The organism is Pseudomonas sp. LARHCG127 (assembly GCF_052871455.1).
In genome coordinates, this window is sequence record NZ_JBIXJT010000001.1 from 717,192 (window position 1) to 742,529 (window position 25,338).

The 25,338-nt window shown below is 58.9% G+C and carries 16 protein-coding genes; 10 read left to right on the top strand and 6 right to left on the bottom strand.

From position 1 onward, the window contains the following. Nucleotides 1-1,128: 1,128 nt before the first annotated feature. From ACIPQ1_RS03295 to ACIPQ1_RS03310, 4 genes are read left to right on the top strand one after another with little or no spacing between them, the layout of a single operon-like run. Nucleotides 1,129-1,611: a formate dehydrogenase subunit gamma gene (locus ACIPQ1_RS03295; protein WP_092441683.1), complete on the top strand. Its 483-nt coding sequence runs from the start codon at nucleotides 1,129-1,131 to the stop codon at nucleotides 1,609-1,611. Continuing rightward, nucleotides 1,605-3,164 carry a formate dehydrogenase beta subunit gene (locus ACIPQ1_RS03300; protein WP_446533594.1) on the top strand — a complete coding sequence of 520 codons (1,560 nt, stop codon included), beginning with the start codon at nucleotides 1,605-1,607 and terminating at the stop codon, nucleotides 3,162-3,164. Before ACIPQ1_RS03295 ends, ACIPQ1_RS03300 begins: the two co-directional genes overlap by 7 nt. After that, nucleotides 3,161-6,037, top strand: coding sequence for a formate dehydrogenase subunit alpha (gene fdhF, locus ACIPQ1_RS03305; protein ID WP_446533595.1), 2,877 nt, complete (start codon nucleotides 3,161-3,163; stop codon nucleotides 6,035-6,037). Before ACIPQ1_RS03300 ends, fdhF begins: the two co-directional genes overlap by 4 nt. Continuing rightward, entirely contained in the window at nucleotides 6,034-6,255 is a 222-nt protein-coding gene (locus ACIPQ1_RS03310; RefSeq protein ID WP_186704808.1) for a formate dehydrogenase subunit delta, read from the top strand. The genes fdhF and ACIPQ1_RS03310 overlap by 4 nt, the downstream gene beginning before the upstream one ends. Nucleotides 6,256-6,343: 88 nt before the next feature. Here ACIPQ1_RS03310 and ACIPQ1_RS03315 read toward each other — a convergent pair whose 3' ends face one another. Further along, nucleotides 6,344-6,874: an AidA/PixA family protein gene (locus ACIPQ1_RS03315; RefSeq protein ID WP_250961352.1), complete on the bottom strand. Its 531-nt coding sequence runs from the start codon at nucleotides 6,872-6,874 to the stop codon at nucleotides 6,344-6,346. A 629-nt stretch (nucleotides 6,875-7,503) separates the two neighbouring features. On the opposite strand from ACIPQ1_RS03315, the gene ACIPQ1_RS03320 reads away from it, so the two are divergent. The 5 genes from ACIPQ1_RS03320 to ACIPQ1_RS03340 all read left to right on the top strand — a co-directional run bounded on the left by ACIPQ1_RS03320 (nucleotide 7,504) and on the right by ACIPQ1_RS03340 (nucleotide 18,333). Beyond that, nucleotides 7,504-7,818 (top strand): ArsR/SmtB family transcription factor, encoded by a 315-nt coding sequence (locus tag ACIPQ1_RS03320; RefSeq protein ID WP_250961351.1) that lies wholly within the window; start codon nucleotides 7,504-7,506, stop codon nucleotides 7,816-7,818. A gap of 21 nt (nucleotides 7,819-7,839) precedes the next feature. Next, entirely contained in the window at nucleotides 7,840-8,700 is an 861-nt protein-coding gene (locus tag ACIPQ1_RS03325; RefSeq protein ID WP_250961350.1) for a DMT family transporter, read from the top strand. Nucleotides 8,701-8,840: 140 nt separating this feature from the next. Then, complete coding sequence (locus ACIPQ1_RS03330; protein ID WP_411387318.1) at nucleotides 8,841-11,873, top strand: AMP-binding protein; 3,033 nt, start codon at nucleotides 8,841-8,843, stop codon at nucleotides 11,871-11,873. Between the two features lie 42 nt (nucleotides 11,874-11,915). After that, nucleotides 11,916-17,291, top strand: coding sequence for an SDR family NAD(P)-dependent oxidoreductase (locus ACIPQ1_RS03335; RefSeq protein WP_446533596.1), 5,376 nt, complete (start codon nucleotides 11,916-11,918; stop codon nucleotides 17,289-17,291). Nucleotides 17,292-17,301: 10 nt separating this feature from the next. Next, a complete protein-coding gene (locus tag ACIPQ1_RS03340) occupies nucleotides 17,302-18,333 on the top strand; it encodes a glycine betaine ABC transporter substrate-binding protein (protein ID WP_446533597.1) in 1,032 nt (343 codons plus the stop codon). A 108-nt stretch (nucleotides 18,334-18,441) separates the two neighbouring features. Here the strand turns inward: ACIPQ1_RS03340 and ACIPQ1_RS03345 are convergent, their stop codons facing one another. The 5 genes from ACIPQ1_RS03345 to ACIPQ1_RS03365 all read right to left on the bottom strand — a co-directional run bounded on the left by ACIPQ1_RS03345 (nucleotide 18,442) and on the right by ACIPQ1_RS03365 (nucleotide 23,159). Beyond that, nucleotides 18,442-18,762 (bottom strand): isochorismate lyase, encoded by a 321-nt coding sequence (locus ACIPQ1_RS03345; RefSeq protein ID WP_446533598.1) that lies wholly within the window; start codon nucleotides 18,760-18,762, stop codon nucleotides 18,442-18,444. A gap of 62 nt (nucleotides 18,763-18,824) precedes the next feature. After that, complete coding sequence (locus ACIPQ1_RS03350; RefSeq protein WP_446533599.1) at nucleotides 18,825-19,343, bottom strand: cysteine hydrolase family protein; 519 nt, start codon at nucleotides 19,341-19,343, stop codon at nucleotides 18,825-18,827. A gap of 379 nt (nucleotides 19,344-19,722) precedes the next feature. Beyond that, nucleotides 19,723-20,436: a FadR/GntR family transcriptional regulator gene (locus tag ACIPQ1_RS03355; protein WP_250961508.1), complete on the bottom strand. Its 714-nt coding sequence runs from the start codon at nucleotides 20,434-20,436 to the stop codon at nucleotides 19,723-19,725. A 167-nt stretch (nucleotides 20,437-20,603) separates the two neighbouring features. Further along, nucleotides 20,604-22,130 carry a UxaA family hydrolase gene (locus ACIPQ1_RS03360; RefSeq protein WP_411387323.1) on the bottom strand — a complete coding sequence of 509 codons (1,527 nt, stop codon included), beginning with the start codon at nucleotides 22,128-22,130 and terminating at the stop codon, nucleotides 20,604-20,606. 18 nt (nucleotides 22,131-22,148) lie between these two features. Beyond that, nucleotides 22,149-23,159: a zinc-binding alcohol dehydrogenase family protein gene (locus ACIPQ1_RS03365; protein WP_411387324.1), complete on the bottom strand. Its 1,011-nt coding sequence runs from the start codon at nucleotides 23,157-23,159 to the stop codon at nucleotides 22,149-22,151. A 301-nt stretch (nucleotides 23,160-23,460) separates the two neighbouring features. Between ACIPQ1_RS03365 and treA the strand changes: the two genes are divergently transcribed. Next, nucleotides 23,461-25,089, top strand: a complete 1,629-nt coding sequence (treA, locus tag ACIPQ1_RS03370) for an alpha,alpha-trehalase TreA (RefSeq protein WP_446533600.1) — start codon at nucleotides 23,461-23,463, stop codon at nucleotides 25,087-25,089. Nucleotides 25,090-25,338: the final 249 nt, after the last annotated feature.

A 25,338-nucleotide genomic window follows, 5' to 3' on the forward strand; every position in this document is an offset into this window, starting at 1 on the left:
GAAACGTGTTTGGAAACAAAAAAATCTAAAGAACTGTCAGATTTTACAGGTTCGTTGATCTTGTTGTTAGGGCATTATTTGAGTCGTATCGAGATTTCTACCTTAATACCAACTCGGCGACAGGGTGGTTAATAACCTATTCGCTATCGAAAAATATGTGGAGGGGCAAGAAAATGAATATTTCTAAATCGTGCATTGCGTTGTTTGTTATTTTTTCATTGCAATATAGTCATGCGCAGGCTGCAGGTCATGATCCGGCTTGCGAGGCTGCGTGGAACGAGTCGTCAGCGAGAGCTAGCTGCAGCGGACTGGATTGGACAACTTACGATCCACAGACGAATATGTGTACTTTGAAAAAACGTTGTGCTGGGATAGGGACTCACCTAGCGCCAGGCGCCAATTCAGGACAGTACCGTGTGGAAGGAAACAACACGAACCAAACAGTCAGATTCTCCCCCGAGGACGTGTCCAAATTAAGCAATTGCAATGGCATATTAAAGGTCGGCGCCTGTTAAGGGGGGCGGTATTTGACTTCAGGCTTCAGTGGCGCCTGGTAAAGGTTGGGGGGAGAGCACTGATTGAGTAGGCGATATTCGTGTCGCCGATGTCAGGACAAATCAGTGCTCTTGTGCGCTATTGATATTGCATATCCTTTTGATAACTTCCTTATGCCTATTATCTGACGTGACGGCGGCGATGGTTTGCTATGGATTCCCACCTTCACATCCTTAGTCAGATGTTGATCGCTATCTCTATATTGTCTCCATGCCGTATACCTTGATAATCGGCGGCATCGTGATACTCGCTATATAGTTTTACCTTTGCGCTCCGGTAGAGTCACCTCCATTGATTCGGTGTCTACAATCGGACTCATGAGGCCTGGGCGACATCGTTCGTCTACTCAAGTCGCTTTTAGAACACGTTTCGTCGTCCATGTGCAATCGCCAACCCCCGGGAGTGGCAAGCTGTGAGGATGCCCCGGACCAGGTGCGCCAAAGACACCTGGCCGGAGAGCGAGAATGGCGATCGGATGTGCCACGCTACCGTGACGTGGGCCGGACGCCGCAGCCAAGACTCCGGACGGCTGCCGCTATGCGGCGGTGTCGTTCGAGATGCCGAGGTACGTTTATGCCCGATGAGACGCTTCACCTGCCTTTGATCCACAGCGTGCTTGCGCGCGAAAAGGACACCCCCGGTGCCTTGCTGCCCATTCTCCATGCCATCCAGGCAGGCTGCGGGTATGTCCCCGACAGCGCCGTCCCGGAGATCGCCCACGCCCTGAACCTCAGCCTGGCTGAAGTGCGCGGGGTCATCAGTTTCTACCACGATTTCCGCACCACGCCGCCGGCGCGCCATACCCTGCGCCTGTGCCGGGCCGAGTCCTGCAAGAGCATGGGCGCCGAAGCCCTGGCTGCGCAGTTGCGCGAGCAACTGGCGCTGGACGATCACGGCACCAGCGCCGACGGCAGTATCAGCCTGCGGCCGGTCTACTGCCTGGGCGCCTGCGTCTGCTCGCCGGCCCTGGAACTGGACGGGGAGTTGCATGCGCGGATCACGCCCGAGCGCCTGCGTCAGTTGGTGAATGACTGCAGGGAGGAGGGCGCATGCTGACGCTCTGTATCCCCCGCGATTCGGTGGCCCGTGCGGTGGGCGCGGACAAGGTCGCGGCTGCGTTGACCGTTGAGGCTGAACGTCGACAGTTGCCGTTGCAGGTGTTGCGGACCAGTTCCCGTGGCCTCTATTGGTTGGAGCCGCTGGTTGAGTTGGAAACGCCTGAAGGGCGCTTGGGTTTTGGCCCGGTCACGGCCCAAGACGTGCCGGCCCTGCTCGATGCGCTTGCCCATGATCCGGGCAGCCATCCCGCTGCCCTGGGACTGGTGGAGAACATTCCTTATCTGAAAAGCCAGCAGCGCCTGTTGTTTGCCCGTGCTGGCATCACCCAGCCCTTGTCCCTCGATGACTATCGTGCCCAAGGCGGATTTCTCGGCCTGGCCCGGGCGATCCAGATGGATGGCGCCGAGGTGGTCGCCAGCGTGCTGGATTCCGGCCTGCGCGGTCGCGGCGGCGCGGCGTTCCCGGCGGGCATCAAGTGGCGCACCGTGCGCGATGCGCAGGGGCCGCAGAAGTACGTGGTCTGCAATGCCGACGAAGGCGACTCCGGTACGTTCGCCGACCGCATGCTGATGGAAGGCGACCCCTTCCTGCTGATCGAAGGCATGATCATCGCCGGCATCGCCGTGGGCGCGACCATGGGCTACATCTATGTGCGTTCGGAATACCCGGACGCCGTCAGTACGCTGAACTACGCGCTGCACATCGCTCGCGAGGCCGGTTACCTGGGCGCGAACGTGAGCGGCAGCGGTCGCGCCTTCGAGCTGGAAGTGCGGGTCGGCGCCGGCGCCTATATCTGTGGCGAGGAGACGGCGCTGCTGGAATCCCTCGAGGGCAAGCGCGGCACGGTGCGCGCCAAGCCGCCGCTGCCGGCGCTGCAAGGCCTGTTCGGCTTGCCGACGCTGGTGCATAACGTACTGACCCTGACCTCGGTGCCGATCATCCTGGAGAAGGGCGCGCAGTTCTATCGCGACTTCGGCATGGGCCGTTCCCTGGGCACGATGCCGTTCCAACTGGCCGGCAACGTCCGTCATGGCGGCCTGGTGGAGCGCGCTTTCGGCCTGAGCCTGCGGGAGTTGGTGGAAGGTTATGGCGGCGGTACCGCCAGCGGTCGGCCGCTGAAGGCCGCGCAAGTGGGCGGGCCGTTGGGCGCCTGGGTGCCGCCTTCGCAATTCGATACGCCGCTGGACTACGAAGCGTTCGCCGCCATGGGCGCGATGCTCGGCCACGGTGGTGTGGTGGTCGCCGACGACAGCCTGGACATGGCCCAGATGGCCCGGTTCGCCTTGCAGTTCTGCGCCGAGGAATCCTGCGGCAAGTGCACGCCGTGCCGGATCGGCTCCACCCGTGGGGTGGAAGTGGTGGACCGCTTGATCGCCAGCACCGAAGTCGGTGACCGCCAGGAACAGGCCCTGCTGTTGCAGGACCTGTGCGACACCCTGCAATACGGTTCGCTCTGTGCCCTCGGTGGGATGACGTCCTACCCTGTCGCCAGCGCCCTCAAGCATTTCCCCGCCGACTTCGGTCTGGCGACCACGGAGGCTGACCAATGATCACCATTTTCGATCCCAGCACCGATATCGACCTGGGCACCCCGGCGCGTGACAGCGACGTGCAGGTCAGCCTGACCATCGACGGACGCGAAATCAGCGTCGCCGCCGGCACCTCGGTCATGCGCGCCGCAGCCATGCTCGGCACCACCATTCCCAAGCTCTGCGCCACCGACAGCCTGGAAGCCTTCGGCTCCTGCCGCATGTGCCTGGTGGAAATCGACGGCATGCGCGGCTATCCCGCGTCCTGCACCACGCCGGTAACGGAGGGCATGGTGGTGCGCACGCAAACCTCCAAGCTCGCCACACTGCGGCGCAACGTGATGGAGTTGTACATTTCCGACCACCCGCTGGATTGCCTGACCTGTTCGGCCAATGGCAACTGCGAGTTGCAGACCGTGGCGGGGCAGGTGGGCCTGCGCGAAGTGCGCTACGGCTACGAAGGCGCCAACCACTTGGCCGAGGCCAAGGACGTTTCCAACCCGTATTTCGACTACGACCCGAGCAAGTGCATCGTCTGCAGCCGCTGCGTACGCGCCTGTGAGGAAATCCAGGGCACCTTCGCCCTGACGATCACCGGGCGCGGTTTCGACTCCCGGGTGGAAGCGGCCGGCGGTGACAATTTCCTCGATTCCGAATGCGTGTCCTGTGGCGCCTGCGTGCAGGCGTGTCCGACGGCGACCCTGATCGACAAGAGCGTCGTGGAGATTGGCCAGCCGGAGCGCAGCGTCATCACCACCTGCGCCTATTGCGGCGTAGGCTGTTCGTTCCGCGCCGAGATGAAAGGCGAACAACTGGTGCGCATGGTCCCGGACAAGAACGGCCAGGCCAACCACGGCCATTCCTGCGTCAAGGGCCGCTTCGCGTGGGGCTACGCCACGCACCCGGATCGCATCACCAAACCGATGATCCGCAAGCACATCAACGACCCGTGGCAGGAAGTCAGCTGGGACGAGGCGGTCACCTACGCCGCCAGCGAACTGCGCCGGATCCAGCTCAAGTACGGGCGCGATTCCATCGGCGGCATCACCTCCAGCCGCTGCACCAACGAAGAAACCTACCTGGTGCAGAAACTGGTGCGCACTGCGTTCGGCAACAACAACGTCGACACCTGTGCCCGTGTCTGTCATTCGCCTACCGGTTACGGCCTCAAGCAGACCCTGGGCGAGTCCGCCGGCACGCAGAACTTCGACTCGGTGATGAAGGCCGACGTGATCATGGTGATGGGCGCTAACCCCACCGACGCGCACCCGGTGTTCGGCTCCCAGCTCAAGCGCCGCTTGCGCCAGGGCGCACGACTGATCGTCATCGACCCACGGCGCATCGACCTGGTGGATTCGCCCCACGCCCGCGCCGAGCTGCACTTGCAACTGCGTCCGGGTACCAACGTGGCGATGCTCAACGCGCTGGCCCATGTGATTGCCACTGAAGGCTTGATAGACCAGCCTTTTGTCGAGGCTCGCTGCGAGGCGACGGACTTCGCCCGCTGGCGCGATTTCGTCAGCCTGCCGGAAAACTCGCCCGAGGTCCTGGGCCCGGTGTGTGGCGTGCCTGCCGAGCAGATCCGCGCCGCCGCACGGCTCTACGCCACTGGCGGCAACGCGGCCATCTATTACGGCCTCGGCGTTACCGAGCACAGCCAGGGCAGTACCTCGGTCATGGGCATTGCCAACCTGGCCATGGCCACCGGCAACATCGGTCGCGAAGGTGTCGGGGTGAACCCGCTGCGTGGGCAGAACAACGTCCAGGGCTCCTGCGACATGGGCTCGTTCCCCCACGAACTGCCCGGCTATCGGCACATCTCCAACGAAGCGGTGCGCGCCGAGTTCGAGCAAGCCTGGAACGTGACCCTGCAACCCGACCCGGGCCTGCGTATCCCGAACATGTTCGAGGCGGCGCTGGACGGCACCTTCAAGGCGCTTTATTGCCAAGGTGAAGACATCGCCCAGAGCGACCCCAACACCCAGCATGTGACGGCCGCGCTGTCCGCGTTGGAATGCGTGATCGTCCAAGACATCTTCCTCAACGAGACGGCCAAGTTCGCCCACGTGTTCCTGCCGGGCAGCTCGTTCCTCGAGAAGGACGGCACCTTTACCAACGCCGAACGCCGCATCTCCCGCGTTCGCAAGGTGATGGACCCGTTGGCCGGCAAGGCCGACTGGGAAGCCACCATCGCCCTGGCCGACGCCCTGGGCTACAAGATGCACTACAACCATCCTTCGGAAATCATGGATGAAATCGCCCGCCTGACGCCGACGTTCACCCGCGTCAGCTACGCCGAACTGGAGCGCCACGGCAGCCTGCAATGGCCGTGCAACGATGCCGCGCCGGACGGCACGCCGACCATGCACATCGAGCAGTTCGTGCGTGGCAAGGGCCGCTTCATGCTCACCGGCTACGTGCCCACCGAGGAGAAGGTCAACAACCGTTATCCGCTGCTGCTGACCACCGGCCGCATCCTCAGCCAATACAACGTCGGCGCCCAGACCCGGCGCACCGAAAACGTCGCCTGGCACGAGGAGGACCGTCTGGAAATCCATCCAACCGATGCCGAGAACCGCGGGATCGTCGACGAAGACTGGGTCGGCATCGGCAGCCGTGCCGGGCAAACGGTACTGCGCGCGAGGGTGACCGAGCGCGTGGCACCGGGCGTGGTCTACACCACGTTCCACTTCCCGGAATCGGGCGCCAACGTGATCACCACCGACAACTCCGACTGGGCCACCAACTGCCCGGAATACAAGGTCACGGCGGTGGAGATCGTGCGGGTCAGCCAGCCTTCGGAATGGCAGAAGCGTTACCAGGCGTTCAGTGATGAACAAGGGCGCCTGCTGAGGGAACGTCGTCATGCCGAGAAAGCGGAGGTGCGTCGATGAGCTCTGAAAGCCTGATCAAGATGGCCAACCAGATCGGTCAGTATTTTGCCAGTGAGCCGGACCACGCGGTGGCGGTGCGTGGTGTATACCAGCACATCAAGAGCTTCTGGACGCCGACCATGTGTCGCGACTTGATGGCCTGGCAAACGAAACATCCCGACGCTGTCCTGCACCCGTTGGTATTGGCGGCATTGATGGAGTTTGCAGAAGCGGCCTAGAAAGGAAATGCTGTAGAACCTGCACACAGCCCCGGCCGGCGCCATCGTTAACGACGAAGGGAACCGACCGGGGCTGTGTGCATTTCAGTTATTGATTATTGACGGTGATGTAGGGATCCCAGGTGTTGTTCGGGCCGATCTGGTTCAGGTTACGGTCCAGCAGAACGAAGACGATCTGGTACCAGAGCTTTCCCGGGCTCAGTGCAGTGGACTGCCAGACGGTATAGGTCACATCGGTCTTGGCGATGCCTCCGGGGGCGCCATTGTCCAGATAGGGCACTGGAATGCCGGGGATATTGAAAGTTTGCGGGGTCGAGATGGTGCCCTTGTAATCACCGCCCTGATGAGGGTCGCCGATCACGACGTTTTTGATCAATGCGATGCGGTCGAAGTTGCGCGACAGCGTGGTTGCGCGCCAGCGAATGATGTCGCCGGGTTTTACGTCGAACCACAACTCGTTACCGCCTTCGCCTTCGCCACTGGTGATGTTGGCATGGCTGTCGACGGCGCTGCGGGTTACCAGCATGGCAATCGCACCGCCTACGTCGTTGGGGTGGGCTAGCAGGTAATCGGCATCGACGTTGACGAGCACATCAATGGTTTGGGTCGCTCCAGACATGTTGTTGCTCCTTGAGGTAATGACAGTGACGACCGCGCCTGCAAAGGCGTCCGGGCCACCCGGTCCTTGGGTGCGGTCTCGAGAGGAACGATAGGTGATGGCTTTGTAGTGTCAAACTTCGAATTCTTGGCGCTGGCGAAGCAGAACGAAGCGCAACACAACCAAGGCATTGATTTACCTCTGGCGTGGTCGATCACTCATTAGGTTTTGAGCGGTTCACTGAGGGAATCTGTAGCCAAAGGCGCACGGATGTTGTTGGCGATTGCTTCCGATCTCACCGACGAACAGGGCAGTGGCAAGGGAAGTGTTCATAACCCACCGCTCATGCAGACTATCCAAGCGTCACAACCTCATCACTCCTTGGCGTTAAAGCGCCTGCAGGGCATGATGGCACTTTGCTGATGAATCACCACGATCTTCCTCATTCATCTCTGTATGCCTTTTGTAACACTCGAAAAAGCGACACACTGTCCCGGTGTGCAGAATGTGAGACAAGTCGTCATAAGCTGGACGATATAACAGCGGCCGCAGGTGATAACGAAAATTCTCGAATTAAAGTTATAAGGTGATTGCGAATGATTCAAATCAATCCCAAAAAACGCATTGACATTTAGCTATATGAGGATAGGATGAATCCACACGATAAATACATAGAACAATCCAAAGCGTTTGCGGGTGAACCTCGAATCCTAATCCTTCAATGGCTTAAGGAGCCCCGCGCGCACTTCTCTCATCAAGTGACGGGTGATCCCGCGTTGATCGGTGTGTGCGTAACACTGATAACTGAAAAGCTCGGCATGAGTCAGCCAACGGTGAGCAGGCACTTGGATCTATTGAAGCAAGCAGGCTTTTTGCGCGTGAACAAAATTGGCAAATGGGCATTTTACTCGAGAGATGAAACAGCAATCGATGAATACAAGGCTTGGTTAACACAGCAAGTCTGATGGAGATGGAGTTTATTCGGCATGGATAGCGGAGTTTTTGGCGGGCTGATGGTCATGTTGTGCTGGGGGATTTCAGACTTTATTCAAAGCCTGATGATTCGCCAGTTAGGTACCGCAAAAACAATGCTGGTTCGCAATCTATTTACCTTTGTGGTGGCCTCTCTCCTGGGGGGCTATTTGATCATTTCAGGCCAGCTCAGGTTCGACACCCATGCCGTGTTGATCATCACCTGCAGCTCTGCCGCCTACGTATCAGGGTATTATTTCTACATGCGAGGGTGTGAAGTCGGAAACCTGTCCTTGGTTTCTCCGATTGCTTCTACCTATAGCTTGGTCACTATCCTTTTTTCTATCGTTTTCCTACAAGAAAGGTTGGCCCCGGCTGCCTGGATTGCCGTATCTATTATTTTCGTTGGTATTGTCATGACCTCCGGCAATATCTTCCGATCACTGCGTGGCGGCTCGCAAGGCTTCCTTCAGGCTATCTTGGCCATGGCCGGTTTTGGCGTGGCCTTTTTTATACTTGGTTTTTCCGCAAAAACACTTGATGTCACGAATGCCTTCTTTTACTCGGCATTAACCCAGGCTGTTCTTTTTACTTCGTTGGCATTGATCAGGAATGGCAAGCTGGAAAAAGGGGACGTGACTCAGCGGCGCGGATGGATTTTCTTTGCGCACTCATTGTTGGTCAATGCGGGCTGGGTGTTTTATATATTCGCTTCCAAGATGGGGGATCTATCGCTGGTGACGCCCATCAGTTCGGTGTACTCCGGTGTGACTGTGTTGTTAGCTATCGCGATTTACAGGGAGATAACAACGGTGGTGCAGAAGGTTGGGATTGGCACTGTTCTTGTTGGCGTGTTTTTATTAAGTTACAAGTAATCGATATTTGTCCAGTTGGCACTCTTCGCTTTAAGGGGTGACTATTACTGTTGTGCTAAATGCATCAACTGGTCATTTAGTACTGCGCGCATGACCCATTTAAGTTCTATGTACCGATCACGGTAGAAGGAGTTCTTGGAATGATGCAGCCGCCAATAAACCCCGTCAAATACTCATCCGTTTCACTGGACCTTGTCGCTAGAATCGATACATGGGCGAATCAGTACCCCGAGAAAATCGCGATCATGTCTCGTGGGCAGCCGATGACCTACGCTGAACTGTCAAGCCGAAGAAAGGCGCTCGCCAAGCACCTTGTCCGCGAAGGCTTTGGATTGGGGAGCAAGATTGGGATCTACCTGCCCCGGGAACCTGACCTGATCGTCGCGCTGACCGCGGTCCTGTCGATAGGGGCCATCTTTGTTCCTCTCCCTCCTGACTCGCCATTACAGCGTAATGAGCTTATCGCCACGCTCGCCAACCTCGATGCCGTAATCAAATCCCAACCCGTTGATCTTTCACGATGGCCGGTGGGCGCTTTTTTAGATATCGAGGACGTCGATTGGAGCGATTCGATATTCCCCCTTGAACCCGCTATCGACGATGTTTCGCTTGCCTACATGTTGTTCACTTCAGGCTCGACGGGTCTTCCCAAGGGGGTGATGGTCCGTCGGGAAAATCTTGCCTATTTTTTATCTGCGATTAATGAGGTGATCAATTTTTCGGCATGGGGCGCGCTGGTTTCCACGACGACCTACGGCTTTGATATTTCCATCCTGGAATTTTTCCTGCCCTTGGCTCAAGGCGGAACGCTGTACCTGGCCAGCGAGCAACAGGCCAGGGACGGACAGGCGATCGCGAAATTACTCGACCAATGTGACCGTGCGCTGCTTCAAGCCACCCCAGCTACCTGGAGACTGCTGATAGCAGCGGGGTGGCCCCGCACCTGCGCCGTCGGAGCGTTGTGTGGCGGTGAAACATTGCCCGTCGAGCTGGGCAAGAAAATTTTTCAGTCGGCACGGGCGGCATGGAACCTTTATGGGCCGACAGAAACGACGATTTGGTCTTTCTGTCACAGATTACAGGCCAACGACTTTACCGGTTCTTCCACAAGTGTCCCCATAGGCCAGCCATTGCCGGGTACTCATTTTCAGTTGTGTCCCTCAGATGACCCTTTAGAGTTCGAACTGGTGATCGAGGGGCCTGGGGTCAGTGCCGGTTATTTCAATCGGGACGATCTGACGCTGGAGAAATTCAAGACAACTGAAGCAACGAGCAGTACCTCAGTGGCTTACTACACCGGCGATCGGGTTCGACGGCAGCCCGATAACTCCTTGGTTTTCATTGGACGTAAAGACCGACAACTGAAGTTGAACGGTTACCGCATCGAGCCGGGCGAGGTCGAATCCGCCCTCCATAGGTGCGACCTCGTCAGCCAGGCGGTCGTCACGCTTGTGGAACACACTCAGGATGACCACAGGCTGGCCGCCTATGTCGTGCTGGATAACAAAGCGTTGGGGCAGCAGCGCGATGCGGATGCCGGGGTGTGGCTCGACGTGTGGGAGGCGGCTTATCTGACGGCGCAGAAAAATGAGATCGCCAGCGCCGAAAGTGGCTACACCTCAAGTTTCTCCGGCGAGCCGATCCCGGACAGCGATTTGCGTGAATGGGTGCAGGCGACAGCTTCTCGTGTCCTGGCTTTCTCAGACCATTCAGTACTGGATGTAGGTTGTGGTATCGGGATGACTGGCGCCGTGCTGTTGGAAAGAGGTGTCCGGCGTTATGTGGGTTGCGATGCTTCTGAAGCGGCGATTGAGTCAGCGCGACGACGGCTGGAGGCAGCCGATAACAGTACAGCCTCATTTGCGCTGGTAAGAATGGCGGCCCATGAACTTGATACGCTGGGTGAGGCACCTTTCGACGTCGTGCTTCTGAATTCCGTCATCCAGTACTTCCCAGGCATTGATTACCTCGTCGATGTGCTTCAGAAAGCATCCGCGTTGTGCAAAGCAGGCGGCGTGATTGTGATCGGCGATGTTCCCTACGCATCGTTGAAACATATCTTGTCCGCTGCCGCGAGTCGTACCCGCAAAAAGTTGCAGCGTGCGCTTCCCGTGATCGGAGAAGGGGAGTTGTGGCTCGATCCTTTGCAGATCAAGCAAGTGGCCTACACGCTTGAGCGAATCGTCAACGTAGAGACCGAGTTGCGAGCAGGGCAAGGCAGCGATGAAATGACGCGTTATCGTTACGACGTCATCATAAGGCTCGACTCCGATGACCGAACGACCCTGGAACCGGTCCCACGCTATGCGTATCAACAGGAGCGTCTATACGAGCAGGACCTGAGTCAATGGTTGGCATCCGCCCCTTCGGCGTTTGTGCTCACAGGTGTTCCAAACGCCAGGATCAGCTTGGACGTCCAGCTTTCCAGAAACGCGCCCTCAATCATCCCAGACGAAGCTTGCGACCCCGAATACATTCGCCGCTGGGCCTTTAACCGGCATCGTCAAGCCAGGGTACGTTGGAGCGATAGTCTTCCCGCGGGGACGATGGACGTATTCGTGGGGCCACCTGACAGCCGGGATCCCCTTTTTGAGCCTCGCCCCACGGTGGGTAGTGCGCCGGTCGAGCCAGTCTTTGCAAAGGGGGGCGACGATCTCGCCATCCGGCAAGACGTTATCGAGAAACTCAAGGATTCCCTGCGAACCCATGTTCCCTCATACATGATCCCCGCCCATTTTGTTTTCCTGGAACGTTTCCCCCTCACGTTCAACGGAAAGCTGGATGTCGCGGCGCTTGAGCGGCTGGCGCCTCACGTCCAACCCGGGCCACCGCCAGCAGACGATCAACCGTTGTCGGTAAAACAGCGCCTGACGCGCATATGGACCGACATCCTGATGACCCCTGCGGTACATCCCAGGCGGAGTTTTTTTGCCCAGGGAGGCTCCTCTCTGCTCATCGTAAACCTGACCAGGACATTGAACGATGCCTTTGGCTTGAACCTTCAAGTCACCGAGCTTTTTGAAGAAAACAGCATCGACGCGCAAACGCGCTTGATCAGCAGAAAGCTGGGATTGGATGACGCCTCGCCCGTGAAATTGGTGACTCCTTCCAGTAATAGCCGCAGGAGCGCTGCCATTAAATCAGCAGCTCGTAAACGCCAGAAGCAGCTATAGGCGCCGCATGGCTAAGTCACCCTCAATTTCGGAGAGAACAGGATGAGCGACATCAGATATCACGGAAATGAGATTGCCGTTATTTCCATGGCTTGCCGCTTCCCGGGTGCCGACTCTATCGAGCAATTCTGGGAAAACCTGACATCGGGCCACGAGTCCATCGAGGCTATTTCTCTGGGCGCCTTGCTGGAAGCGGGGGTGCCGGCTGAACGGGTTAACCGGGAAGACTACGTTGCCATGGCGGCCCGTCTGAACAATGTCGACCGGTTCGACGCTGGATTTTTCGACATGTCAGCACGCGAGGCAGCGATTACCGACCCCCAGCATCGACTGTTACTCGAGTGTGCCTGGGAGGCGTTGGATGCTGCGGGATTCAGCAAGGACCGTGAGGCCTTGAACATTGGCGTGTTCGCAGGTGCAGGCAACAACGATTACCTTCACACCAATGTCATGGGGGAGGAGGACATCAGCGAAACCGGCTTTCTGGACAGCAGCGCCGGTTTCATGAATCTGCTGGGGAACGATAAGGATTATCTGTCGACGCGGATCGCTTATAAATTGGGGTTGCGGGGCCCCGGCCTGAACATCCAGACGGCGTGCTCGACCTCGTTGGTCTCGATTCATATGGCGTGCCAGAGCCTGCTCCTGGGCGAGTGCGACGTTGCATTGGCCGGGGGCGTGACCGTCCTGGTGCCCCATGCCCAGGGTTATGTCTACCAAGAGGGGATGATCCAGTCGCCAGATGGGCACTGTCGGGCATTCGATTCCGCCGCGCGGGGCACGGTCTTTGGAAGTGGCGCGGCACTGGTCACCCTCAAGAGGCTTAGCGATGCACTGGAGGCGGGTGATCCCATTCAGGCTGTTATCAAGGGATCGGCCATCAATAATGACGGTTCCAATAAAGTCAGCTTTGCCGCCCCCAGTTCCCAAGGGCAAGCCCAAGTCATTGAACGGGCACTTGAGAATGCGGAGGTGAGCGCCGCGACTCTCGGCTTTGTTGAGGCCCATGGTACAGGTACCCCATTAGGCGATCCGATAGAGTTCAAAGCGCTGATGGATGTGTTTGCACAGCACGGCGCCCAGGAAAATACCTGTGCATTGGGTTCGGTGAAAACCAACATCGGCCATCTCATCGCGGCGGCTGGCGTGGCGGGTTTTATCAAGACGGTGTTGGCACTCAAGCACCGGACAATTCCCGCCACACTGCACTTCAAGAGCGCCAATAAGGACATCCATCTGGACGGCAGTCCGTTCTTCATCAGCGCCAAAACGCTGCCCTGGCCGACCACCGATTCACCCCGCCGCGCAGGCGTGAGCTCCTTTGGCGTGGGCGGTACGAATGCCCATGTCATTCTCGAGGAGGCTCCCCTGACATCGGTTTCTTCGCAGAATGAGTCCGATGGTCCCTACCTGCTGGCTCTTTGCGCCAAGGAACGAGGCGCCCTGGCGGACCTCATCAACCAGTATCGCGAATTGCTCGAACGCCCGGCTGTGCCGTCGCTGCGCGATATCTGTTACAGCGCCCGTGCCGGCCGGACTGAGTTCCCTTTTCGGTACACCGTGTCGGCCCTCCACCCAGAAACCCTTCTGACAAAACTCCAACAAGAAGACAAAGATATTCATTGGGTCGACCCTGCCAAGGAGACCGGGCTGGTTTTCGTGTTCACAGGTCAGGGTGCCCAGTTTCCAGACATGGGCAAAGACCTCTACCAGCATAACGAGGTGTTTCGAGCGTCTATTGATCGTTGTGATGCTATTGCGCGAACCTGCATAGGAATGTCCCTGCGCACGATCCTTTTTCCTGCGCCAGGCGATGACGCCGGGCTTATAGATCAGACGCGCTATGCGCAACCTGCCTTGTTTGCGCTGGAGTATTCCCTTGCTCAGGTTTGGCTGAGCGTTGGTGTTGTCCCCGATATTTTGCTTGGGCACAGTCTCGGTGAGTTTTCGGCAGCTTGTGTGGCGGGCGTGTTCAGTCTTGAAGATGGCATGACCCTGGTCGCCGAGCGGGGGCGCCTCATGCAGGCGCTCCCGCTGGATGGCGGCATGTCAGCCGTCTCGCTGAACCACGACGAGGTGCGCAAGTTGCTGGCCCGGCAGGCCATTGATCTGAGCATCGCAGCCGTCAACGCCCCTGGCAGCGTGGTGGTTTCCGGGGCCCTGAGCGAGTTGAGCAGGCTCTACCCCATGCTCGACTCCCTGGAGATCAAGTACACGCGCCTGAATGTCTCCCATGCGTTTCATTCCGAACTGATGGAACCGATGCTCAAGCCCTTTGCCCGCGTTCTGGGGCGCATCGACATGTCGGCACCGCGCTATCCACTGATCAGCAACGTCAGCGGGGAAATAGCCAAAGAGCGTCTGATGACGTCAGAGCATTGGCTTGACCATGTTCGCCAGCCAGTACGCTTCATGGACTGCATCCGGGAAGCATTCAAAAAAGGTGGCCGGACGTTCCTGGAGATCGGGCCGAAGGCGGTGTTGTCGACGATTGGAGCGGCCTGCCTGCAACCTGATGACGCCGACCAGACCACCTGGATAACGAGTCTGAGCAGCAAGGTCGTTGATCGCGAACAAATACTGGAAAGCGCGGGGCGCTTGTTCGAGGCCGGGATTGAACTTGACTGGGAGGTCCTTTTAGAGGGCTCGACGGCGACACGCATAGACACACCCAGCTACCCATTCCAGCGGGTGCCTCATTGGATAGGCCCTCGCATTGCGCCACAGCCTCAGTGGATGACGGCCGTGGACTGGGTGCAGCAACCCACCCAAGCGCAAGTCACCCATGACGATCAGAACGTCCCAGGGGTCTGGCTGTTCATTGGAGGGACGAGCGAACTCGTCGAGGGTATCCGCAACGGCCTGTCAATTTGTGACGAGCACTGGGTTCGCGCGATATTTGCCACCGATTGCCGTCGGGTCAGCGCCACTGCCTGGCACATCAGGTCGGACTTCCCCTCAGATATCGACGAGGTGTTTCGAACACTGCCCATTTCAGCGCGGAACCCGCTCAGGGGCGTTGTTCACCTCGGTGGGACCGAGCCATTGTCTGCAGATAACCATCCTTTAGGCAACGCAGATCTGGGTGCCCTGAATGCCGGTCTCTACAGCGTGTTGGCCACGTTGCAAGCGCTGACGACCAGCTCCGGGACAGAGACCGCCAGGCTTTGGGTCGTGACGCGCGCAGCGGTCAACGTGCGTTCCGCTGCTTCGTCGATCAACGTTTCGCAAGCCACGCTCTGGGGGCTGTCCAAAGTGATCGCGCAGGAGGAGCCGGCTGTCTGGGGCGGTTTCATCGACTTGCCTGCGAGCATCGAGAGTGCCGAGGCCGATCTGCTCCTGGCAGCGCAATTGATGCTTGCAAACGGGCAGGAAGATCAATTTGCTATTCGTCATTCCCGCGTTCATGTGCCCCGACTCGTAGCGGTGTCGCCCGCACCCTCCAGGCCTGTGGCGATCAGTCCAGAGGCGACCTATCTGGTCGCCGGTGGGCTGGGTGGGCTAGGGCGCGAGGTCCTTGCAGGGTTAGTGGAAAAGGGTGCCCGTCATTTGGCGGTGGTCGGACGCAAACCGCTGGAAGCGACTGGCTCGACCATGTTGGATGCGTTTAGACGCCAGGGTGTGGATATCGACTACCTCACTCTGGATATCGCATCCCCTGAGGCTGTTGAGCCGTTGGTGGCGTACATAGATGCCCTGCAATGGCCGTTACGCGGCGTGCTGCAGTTGGCGGGGACTGTGCAAGATGCGGTCCTCTCGACATTGAACACATCCTCTCTGCGGCATGTCTTGGCGCCGAAGCTGCAGGGCACTCAGGTGCTGGACCATGTCACCCGCGCCCAGTCGCTGGATTTTTTCGTAGGCTTCTCGTCCATTAGCGCGTCGCTGGGGTTCAAGGGCCAGGCGAACTATGTTGCGGCCAACAGTGCAATGGACGCCATCATGGAAAACCGCGCCAGTTCGGGGTTGCCTGGTTTAAGCATCGCATGGGGACCGTGGTCATCCGAGGGCATGGCCAGTCGGGTCGATAAGGTGTTCAAGAAGCGCCTGTCAACGTTAGGCATCAATTACATTCCTGCGAAAGTCGGCCTGCAAAAGTTGTGGGACAACCTGAGTGCGCAAGGTGTCGTCGGTATCGCACCGATCGACTGGGCGCCTTACAAGGCGCATTTACAATCCAGCGACTGGCCATACCTATCGCTTATTGATGCGCAACACTCAGCGGACCACACAATCGTGGAGCGCGACACCGTCCCCTTTCTCGAGGCGGTGTCGTTGCTGGATGACGAGCAACGTCAGGCATTCATCCGGAGCAAGTTGATGTCCGTTGCGGCCCGGGTGGCAGGCAATCTCGATGCCGACGCAAGTCCAGTGGACAAGTCGCTCACAATGATGGGGTTTGATTCGTTGATGACTGTCGAATTTCGCAACAGTCTGAAAAAGCTCGGTATTAACTTTCCCCTGGACAGGCTTATCGTCGGTGCCACCCTCAGCGATATCAACGACTTCGTCCTTGAACACCTTGAGGCGGTCCGTCAAGGCAGCCCAGCCGAGCAAGCAGACAGTCACCCTGCTGAGTCGCAAGAGGTGCAGACGCCGGACTGCGTGGTTATTCCACTCCCTAGACCAGAAGCAACGCTGCGCTTGTTCTGCTTTCCCTATGCAGGCGGCGGACCTGCGGTATTCAAGGGTTGGGCGGACCGGTTGCCCGATCATATCGAGCTTTGCTTACTGCAACTGCCTGGTCGTAATGCACGACTGAGGGAAAAGTCGTACACCCGCATGGAAGAGTTGGTGAAAAAACTGACCCCTGACCTGATTCCCTATCTGGATCGGCCGTTCGCATTCTTTGGCCTGTGCTTGGGCGGTGTACAGGCATTCGAGGTGGCTCAACGCCTGGTCAATGTCCATAACCTGCACCCGACGCATTTGATTTTCGCAGGGAGTCGGGCACCGCACTTTTACAACGAGCATCAATTTGCTTCCGATGTATTGCAGTTCAATTACGAGTCGGATCGTGAGCCGGCGGCGAGCGATGATGGCGAGCTCATTGCAATGCTCAAGGAAATGAATTTTGCCAATAATCAAGCGCTGTTCGATGACGCTGAAATGCGTGACTTGATGCTTCCCATCATCAAGGCTGACTATGAAATCAATAACACCTATCTGTACGAGCCCAGCCCCCGTCTCGAGGTCCCCATTACCTCGATTGGAGGGCGTATCGACCCGTACGCAACGGGCGTGCACATCACCGGCTGGCGTGAGCATACGACTCATGCGTTCAAATCGGTGTTCTGTGCAGGAGACCATTACTTCGTGGAAGGGCAGCGCGACCTGATCGCCAGTCTCGTGGTGGAAACCCTCGCCAGTTCCGCCCCTTCAACCATCAGCCGCTCAGCAGAAACCGTCCAGCAATAGGAGAGTTCCAATGCCTTCATTTTTCCTGCGTACTGCGCTGTGCTTCGTTCTAAGCCTGACCCCTCACTTGGCTTTCGCGTCATCCGACGCTCGCTCGATCCGGTTCTACGATGGTGGCTGGGAAAATATCCAGATCGACAATCATATCGCCATGTACATCCTCAAGCATGGATACGGTATGAACGTAGAGTCGGTCAGTCTTGATATCGCGCAAATGCAAAAAGCGATGGAAACGGGCGACATCGATATCAATATGGAGATGTTTACGTCGCTGATGCCTCAGTGGGTCGAGGATCAGCGGGCAAAGAAAGCCATCCTCGATTTCGGTCCCACTTATGAGCGTCTCACGCAGGCGTTCTACGTGCCCACCTACATGATCAAGGGCGATGCCAAGCGTGGAATCAAACCTGTGACCCCTGATCTGAAACGTGTCGAAGACCTTCCCAAGTATGCCGAGGTATTCAAGCGCGCATCGGGATCGGGCAAGGCCACTTGGTTAAACTGCATCAGTAGTTGGGCGTGCCGGGAAATCAACCTGATTAAAATGGCCACTTACGAGGTGGATCGCTCTTTTACGCCAGTGGAACTCAAGTCTGAGTCAGCGCTCAACGCCGCGATTATTTCAGCTTACGAGAAGGGCCAGCCCTTCATGACCTATTACTGGGACCCTAGCCCGCTGATGGGTGAACTGGCCCTTACACGCCTTGAGGAACCGCCCTACAGCGAAGCCTGCTGGGACGCCATCAAAGCTAGCCTCGCCCAGTTCAAGGAGGGCGTCGGGAGTCGACAAGCGTGCGCATACGCAGATATTTCCCTCAATAAATATACGTCGGCTCAATTCGCCAAAGAGCATCAGGCAGTTATCCCTTTCTTGAAGTCGATGTTCGTTGGAACCGATACCATCCGGACGCTGGCAACACGAATGGTCACCCACAAGGAAACCCCCGAGCAAACGGCGCGTTACTACTTGCGTAACCATACGGCTGATTGGAAGGGTTGGGTGCCTGAGGAGGTGTTCAAGAAAGTGTCCGAGACGCTGTAGGTATTGAGATACGGCCTATGCGGTAAGGCTGTAAAAAGCATGGGGTGTGTCTGGCGAAGCGGGGTGGTTGGTTTGGGGCCGCTTCGCGACCCCACCGGGAAATGACGATCAGGTGTCGGGTTGCTGGGCCGCCCAGTGTTTCATTTCTTCGGCAATGAAGTGGCTCACCAGATCGCTGTACATCTTCTCGATGGCGTCCGGACTCAGGCCCTCGGCCTCGGCCCATTCCCGCCGTGTCGCCAGCATCGCCTTGAAACGCTCCGGCGCCCGTACCGATGTCGCCGACGTCTTGAACTTCGAGGCCGCGAGTACGTATTGAAAACGTTTGCCCAGCAGTTTGATGACGGCCTGATCGAGGGCATCGATTTCGCCTCGGATGTCCTCCATGTTGACGCATTCCGAGGGTTGCAGCCGATTGCAGACTTCCATGTGGATCACTCCTTTGGTTTGAACAGGATCGGCCCAGCCTGGGCCGATGTTCTGACGTGGGGTTAAAAATCCCAGTCCTCGGCGCTGATGACCCGGCAAAAGGGCCCGGCCAGCGTTGTGTTGTGATGGGCGATGATCACTGGCGCCTCCACGTCCAGCGTGTCGGCGCACGTGTGACCGTTGGCAATCAGCACGGCATCGAAGCCCATGTCCCGGGTGGCACGGCACGTGCTGTCGACACAATACTGGGTTTTCATGCCTGCAATCACCACGCCTTCTGCGCCACAGGCCTTCAATTTCTCGGCCAAACCGGTCATGGCAAAGGCATTGGGACGGGTTTTTTCGAAGATCACCTCGTTGCCTGCCAGCCGCAATTGCGGCAGCAGTTGCGTCAGTGGACTTCCCGGCTCGATAGGCGAGCCAGGCGGACCGACATGGCGAGCCAGGAAGACAGGGGCGCCGGCGGTGCGAGCCTTGGTCAACAGGGCATTTAACGTATCCAGCAGCGCTTCACCTGCCCAAGGTTTATCCGGGCCGTGAAACAACCCAACTTGCATATCGAGAATCAACAGTGCGTGCATCGTGCTTTCCTTGCGTTTGGGCCAGCGACGCAAGGGCAAAGAAAAGGCCCTTACCATCGACTGGCGGGCCTTTGAGATACGTGTGTTATTCGCTCACGACACCTCACGACCCGCCTGGGCGGTCGTGGTCGTGGTAGTCGAGGTGATCTTTGGGAGATTCATGGTGCTGACAATATCGGCACGCCGTTGGGTTTGGCAAGCGGGGGTGTGAACTTGCTTGTGAAAGCGGTGGCGACTGTGCCGCCGCCATCGCGAGCAAGCTCGCTCCCACAAGTGGCTTGGGTGGCCGCAACATCGAAGTACACCACCGATCAACTGTGGGAGCGAGCTTGCTCGCGATGGCATTTGACCCGTCAACCACGATCCCAAAACCGCCGGACTAGTCGCCCGAGTCTTCCGGTTCCAGCGCTTTCAGCCAGCGGTTCTCCGAACGGCTCAGATGCTGGCGCATCGAGGTTTGGGCACCGAGTACATCCTTGTGGGCCACGGCGTGCAGGATCGCCTCATGCTCGACGACCGCAGCTTCCCACGTCAGGGCATTTTCCGCATGCTTGCTCAGGTGCGCCGAAATCGGGTTGTGTCGTTCATCGAACAGGGCCGTGATGATCCGCACCAGGGCAGAGTTGCCGCTCATCTTGGCCAGGCGCTGATGGAATTTACGGTCATCCTCCAACGGTGGCAGGCCGTTGGCGATGCTTGCGCGCATGGCGTCGATGCAGTCCTGCAGATAGCGGTAGTCACTTTTCTTGCCATGCAGACACGCCAGGATCACTGACTCACCTTCGATCAACGCCCGCGCCTGCATCAGTTCCGAAGGGCTCTCGCCCAAGGTCATGCTCGGGTGCTTTGCCTCCTTGGAGATGGCGCGCACGTAGACGCCGGAGCCCATCTTGATCTCAATGTCGCCATCTATTTCCAGGGCGATCAGGGCCTCGCGAAGCGACGGCCTGGAGACTCCCAACAGTTGGGTCAAATCACGCTCGGGAGGAAGCCGAGCGCCTGGTTTGAAATCCCCCTGGGCGATGTAGCTGCGCAGTTGATCGGCGATTTTCTGATACGGCTTGCGTTCGGCGGCGTTGATCGGCGAGACCATGGGGTGAGCGTCCATCGGAGAGTCGGCAAAGGCTACCATAGGCGCTTGATGGTGGGAGCGAGCTTGCTCGCGAAGGCGGTGGGCCTGTTTGCATCAATGCTGAATGTATTGCCGCTTTCGCGAGCAAGCTCGCTCTCACAGGGAAAGGGTGGCTATGACTCCGTCAGTCACATCACCGCACCGATCTGCCAGGGAAGGAACTCGTTATCGCCCAAGCCATTTTCCTCGCTGCAGGTGCGGTGCCCGGACGCGGTCGCCAGCATCAGTCGGAACAACCGCTCGCCCGCCTGTGCGACCGATTCCAGGCCATCGACGATGCCGCCGGCGTTGAAGTCCATGTCCAGCTCCATGCGCTGGAACAGCTGGGTGTTGGTGGCGATTTTCAAGGAGGGCGTGGGCTTGCACCCATAGGTCGAGCCGCGGCCCGTGGTGAAGCAGATCAGGTTCGCGCCGCCCGCCACCTGGCCGGTCGCCGACACCGGGTCGTAGCCGGGTGTATCCATGAACACCAGGCCACGGGCATCGATCGTTTCAGCGTATGGGTAGACGCCCATCAGCCCGCTCGCACCGGCTTTCGCCACGGCGCCCAGGGATTTCTCCAGGATGGTGGTGATGCCCCCGGCCTTGTTGCCCGGCGAAGGATTGTTGTTCATGTCACCGTCGTTGTGGCGGACGTAGGCTTCCCACCAATGGATTCGCGCCATCAATTTTTCGGCGATGTCGGTCGACGCGGCGCGGGCCGTCAGCAAGTGTTCGGCCCCATAGATTTCCGGTGTCTCCGAAAGGATCGCCGTGCCGCCCTGTTGCACCAGCAAGTCCACCGCCGCGCCGAGTGCCGGATTGGCCGTGATGCCGGAGTAGCCGTCCGAACCACCGCATTGCAAGCCGACGCATAAGTGGCTGGCGGCAACGGTCGTCCGCTGGCATTGGTCGATGAGGGGCAGCATCGCTTCAATGAGGGCGATGCCACGTCGCACGGCGTCGCGAGTACCGCCTTCGTCCTGGATGACCAGGCTGGCCTTGAGCGCCGCGGGGCGATCCCCCAGTTCATTCATCAACGGGGTAAGTTGATTGACCTCGCAACCCAGGCCGATCAACAGCACACCGGCGAAATTGGCGTGATCGGCATAGCCGCGCAAGGTTCGCTGGAGAATATCGATGCCTTCGCCCTTGGCACCCATGCCACAGCCGCTGCCATGGGTGATCGCAACGACGCCGTCGACGTTGGCGAAGTCTTTCAAGCGCTCGGCAGAAAAGGCGTTGGCAATCTGCTTGCAGACGGTTGCCGAGCAGTTGACGCTGGAAATGACCCCGATGTAATTGCGCGTGCCGACGCGTCCATCCTCGCGGACGTAACCTTCGAAGGTCGCGGGGTTGTCGCTCAACGACGTGGGGACATAAACATTCCGTACGCTGTGTTCGGCAGTGGCGGTGGGCATGTCCAGGTTGTGCACGTGGACGTGATCGCCGGGCTCGATGGCCTGGGTGGCTTGGCCGATGGTTTGCCCGTACTTGAGCACCCGCTGGCCGACCAGCACCCTGCGCAAGGCGATCTTGTGGCCGGACGGAATCGTTTGCCGGGCGATCAGGGTGAGGCCGTCGGCACTCACCGGCTGGCCCTCGAGGATATCGCCTCGGGCCACCGCGACATCATCACCGGGTGTCAAAACAAGCAAAGCAGAAGGCGGGTTCATGGGGGCGTCCTCCGATTCCTAGCACTCGATGATTGCCTTGACGACACCTTGCTTGGGGTCGAGCAAGGTAGCGAACGATTGGGGCACGTCACCCAGCGTCAATCGGTGGGTGTTCAGGGCTGCATCCGGAATCAAGCCGTCGCGCAGGCATTGCTCGACGTACCGGAAGTCTTCCTGGGTGGCGTTGCGGCTGCCCATCAGCGTGGCTTCGCGCTTGTGGAATTCAGGGTCGGAGAAAGTGATCGAGTCCCGAACCACCGAGATCATCACGTAGGTGCCGCCGTGGGCGATGAACTCGAACCCGCGCTCCATGGCCCGTGCATTGCCGGTGGCGTCGAAGACCACGTCAAAAAAATCGCCCTCGGTCAGATCGGCCAGGGCCTGCTTGTCGCCGTCTCCGATGGGCACGGCGGCGTGGATATTCAGGTGTTGCCTGCAGAACGACAGGCGATCCTCACGCGTATCCAGGACGGTGACTTTCGCACCGCGCAGGCTGGCGAAGATCGCCGCCGCCATGCCGATCGGGCCGGTACCGACCACCAGGGCGTGTTTCTGCGCCTGGATGTTCGAGCGACGCACGGCGTGGGCGCCGATCGAGAGGAATTCGATCATCGCCGCCTGGTCCAGGGAAACCCCCGCCGCCTTGTGAACGAACGCATGGGGAACGCTCAGGTATTGGGTGAACGCGCCGTCGCAGTGGACCCCCAGCACCTGGATCTGGGTGCAGCAGTTGGTCTTGCCCTGGCGGCAGGCGATACAAGTCCCGCAGGACAGGTACGGCATCACATAGACGACGTCACCCACAGCCAGGCCGCTGGCCTCGTCGGTACCTTCCACGACCCCGGAGAACTCGTGGCCCATGACCCGCGGATATTCGAGGTACGGTTGGTTGCCGCTGAAGATGTGCAGGTCCGTGCCGCAGACCCCGACGCGCTTGACCCGGATGAGCACCTCCCCGGGTTTCCTGAGGGGGCGCTCACGCTCGATGGCGGTGAGCGAGCCGGGTTCGTTACAGATGACCGTCAGCATGTCGATGCTCCTTGGCTGGCGTCCAGGCAGTGACTGCCTGCAGGCGGGAGGAGGGGGGGCGGGCACGCGGTTGCCGGGACCGGGCTCGCTTTTTTGTTGTAGGTGAGCGGTGACCTGCACCAATGACCTTGGCCCGAAACTACAGGCCGAAAAAAATATTGGCAAGACCAATTAATAAAAAAACAAATTGGACTGACCAGTGGGGTCGGGGCGTCGCCTGGCATTGCATCATTGACTGAACCCAGGTCCATTTCGACAGGTCACTGGTTTGTCAGGAATGAAAAACAGGATGGACCCTCTGATGCGACCTATTGCCCTTACCGGCCTCTCCTTTGCCGCGCTTCTGTGCGTGGCCTGTTCAAGCCAACCGCCTGCCACCTGGAGCTACGCCGACGCCCAGGGACGAGCCAATCTCCCCCCCGACCAGGCCTACCCCGAGCTTTTTGAAGCGGTGCAGCGTGGGCAGGTATTCACCGACCAGAAGCATTTCGTGGATGCATTGCCCAACCGTGATCCGGCCTGGATCCGCGCCGATTACCTGGCCCAACGGGGCCGCGACGGCTTCGATATCAAGGCCTTCGTGAAAGACAACTTCATCGAGTCCGGCGCAGCCGAAAGCCCAGCCCCCAGGCCCGGCGCTCCGATCAAGGAACACATCGACCACCTCTGGCCGGTGCTGAGCCGCTCCTACAGCCAGGTGCCGGCCTACAGCAGTCTGTTGCCATTGCCGCAGCCGTATGTGGTGCCCGGCGGACGCTTTCGCGAGATGTACTACTGGGATTCGTATTTCACCATGCTCGGGCTTGAGCAAAGCGGCGATAAGGCCCAGGTCCGCCAGATGACCGATAACTTCGCCTACATGATCGACACCTACGGTCACATCCCCAACGGCAATCGCACCTACTACCTGAGCCGGTCGCAGCCGCCATTCTTTGCCTACATGGTGGAGTTGCAGGCGCGCATCGAAGGCGAGCAGGCCTATGGGCGATACCTGCCGCAGTTGCAGAAGGAGTATGCCTATTGGATGGAGGGCGCCCAGGCGCTCAAGCCCGGTGACGCTGCCCGACATGTGGTCAAGCTCGCCGATGGCAGTGTGCTCAACCGCTACTGGGATGCCAGCCCGACGCCTCGACAGGAGTCCTGGTTGCAAGACGTCAGCACCGCCGAACAGGTGCCGGAGCGGCCCAAGGAGGAGGTTTGGCGTGATCTGCGCGCCGGCGCTGAAAGCGGCTGGGACTTCAGTTCGCGCTGGTTGGACGACGGCCAGAACCTGGCGAGCATTCGCACCACGGCCATCGTGCCCGTGGACCTCAATAGTCTGATCTATCATCTGGAGCACACCATCGCCAAAGCCTGCGAGACGGTGCAAAACATGGCCTGTGTCCAGGCTTATGGCCGGCGCGCCGAACTGCGCCAGCGGGCCATCGAGAAATATCTATGGAATACCGATAAAGGCTTCTACGTGGACTATGACTGGCAACGCAACCAGCAACGCCAAGGGCTCACGGCCGCGACGCTGTTCCCGCTGTACACGGGCCTGGCCTCTGTCGAGCATGCCAATCGCACCGCCGATGCGGTGCGTGACGGCCTGTTGCGCCCTGGAGGTGTCGCCACCACCCAGGTCAGCAATGGCCAGCAATGGGACGAACCCAATGGCTGGGCACCGCTGCAATGGGTCGCGGTGGAAGGGCTGGAGCGCTACCAGCACACCGCGCTGGCGCAACAGATCGGCAGTCGTTTCTTGCAGCAAGTCGAGAACCTCTACGGCAAGGAAAACAAGCTGGTGGAAAAATACGACCTGTCTGGACGCGGCGATGGCGGGGGAGGCGGCGAGTATGAATTGCAGGATGGCTTTGGCTGGACCAACGGGGTGACGCTCATGTTACTGGGCAAGTATGGCGAGACGTCTCAAAGCCTGGTGGGTAAGTGAATGCCACACGCATCCCCCTCTGTGGGAGCGAGCTTGCTCGCGATGACGGCGTGTCAGCCATCTTCAATACTGCTGACCCACCGCTATCGCGAGCAAGCTCGCTCCCACATTTTTGATCTATGCCCCCGGTGTCAGGCTAGTTGTCGCCTCTCCAAATTCCTAAAAGCATTTCGGGGGCGGCAAGAGTATGGTCATGCCTTTCTATTCACCTGAACGTAAAGCCGCGTTGCTGAAAATGATGCTTCCGCC

Excerpts from the sequence above, each read along its gene's own strand:
- ACIPQ1_RS03310 (WP_186704808.1), top strand. The coding sequence starts at position 6,034 with ATGAGCTCTGAAAGCCTGATCAAGATGGCCAACCAGATCGGTCAGTAT.
- ACIPQ1_RS03350 (WP_446533599.1), bottom strand. The coding sequence starts at position 19,343 with ATGCACGCACTGTTGATTCTCGATATGCAAGTTGGGTTGTTTCACGGC.
- ACIPQ1_RS03320 (WP_250961351.1), top strand. The coding sequence starts at position 7,504 with ATGAATCCACACGATAAATACATAGAACAATCCAAAGCGTTTGCGGGT.
- ACIPQ1_RS03295 (WP_092441683.1), top strand. The coding sequence starts at position 1,129 with ATGCCCGATGAGACGCTTCACCTGCCTTTGATCCACAGCGTGCTTGCG.
- ACIPQ1_RS03330 (WP_411387318.1), top strand. The coding sequence starts at position 8,841 with ATGATGCAGCCGCCAATAAACCCCGTCAAATACTCATCCGTTTCACTG.
- ACIPQ1_RS03365 (WP_411387324.1), bottom strand. The coding sequence starts at position 23,159 with ATGCTGACGGTCATCTGTAACGAACCCGGCTCGCTCACCGCCATCGAG.
- ACIPQ1_RS03355 (WP_250961508.1), bottom strand. The coding sequence starts at position 20,436 with ATGGTCTCGCCGATCAACGCCGCCGAACGCAAGCCGTATCAGAAAATC.
- ACIPQ1_RS03300 (WP_446533594.1), top strand. The coding sequence starts at position 1,605 with ATGCTGACGCTCTGTATCCCCCGCGATTCGGTGGCCCGTGCGGTGGGC.
- ACIPQ1_RS03340 (WP_446533597.1), top strand. The coding sequence starts at position 17,302 with ATGCCTTCATTTTTCCTGCGTACTGCGCTGTGCTTCGTTCTAAGCCTG.
- ACIPQ1_RS03315 (WP_250961352.1), bottom strand. The coding sequence starts at position 6,874 with ATGTCTGGAGCGACCCAAACCATTGATGTGCTCGTCAACGTCGATGCC.
- treA (WP_446533600.1), top strand. The coding sequence starts at position 23,461 with ATGCGACCTATTGCCCTTACCGGCCTCTCCTTTGCCGCGCTTCTGTGC.
- ACIPQ1_RS03335 (WP_446533596.1), top strand. The coding sequence starts at position 11,916 with ATGAGCGACATCAGATATCACGGAAATGAGATTGCCGTTATTTCCATG.
- ACIPQ1_RS03360 (WP_411387323.1), bottom strand. The coding sequence starts at position 22,130 with ATGAACCCGCCTTCTGCTTTGCTTGTTTTGACACCCGGTGATGATGTC.
- fdhF (WP_446533595.1), top strand. The coding sequence starts at position 3,161 with ATGATCACCATTTTCGATCCCAGCACCGATATCGACCTGGGCACCCCG.
- ACIPQ1_RS03345 (WP_446533598.1), bottom strand. The coding sequence starts at position 18,762 with ATGGAAGTCTGCAATCGGCTGCAACCCTCGGAATGCGTCAACATGGAG.
- ACIPQ1_RS03325 (WP_250961350.1), top strand. The coding sequence starts at position 7,840 with ATGGATAGCGGAGTTTTTGGCGGGCTGATGGTCATGTTGTGCTGGGGG.